This window comes from Candidatus Bandiella numerosa, from assembly GCF_021811875.1.
GTDB classification, from domain to species: Bacteria; Pseudomonadota; Alphaproteobacteria; order Rickettsiales; family Midichloriaceae; genus Aquirickettsia; species Aquirickettsia numerosa_A.
Genome location: NZ_JAJBJD010000303.1, coordinates 1 through 239, shown reverse-complemented (window position 1 = coordinate 239; position 239 = coordinate 1). Strand labels below are relative to the sequence as shown.

Genomic DNA, 239 nt, shown 5'->3' with positions numbered 1-239 from the left:
AGAAGCAGAGCGCTTAGGTCTAAATCCATAGCTGTTATCAGAGAAATGTGGGTCAAATATAGGAGATAAGATTTGGATTATCGCTTGTTGCACCATTCTATCAATCACTGTTGGTATACCAAGTAAACGGGTTTTACCATTTGCCTTTGGTATTTGCACTCCTCTTACAGAAGAGGGAATGTAAATGCCCGCAATAATTGAAGATTGGAGTTCTTTGATTATATCATCTAGAACAGCCT

The 239-nt window shown here is 38.5% G+C and carries 1 protein-coding gene; it reads right to left on the bottom strand.

From position 1 onward, the window contains the following. Positions 1 to 239 (bottom strand): reverse transcriptase domain-containing protein (locus L8D11_RS05695; protein WP_272906069.1); only part of this gene is annotated, 239 nt, incomplete at both ends.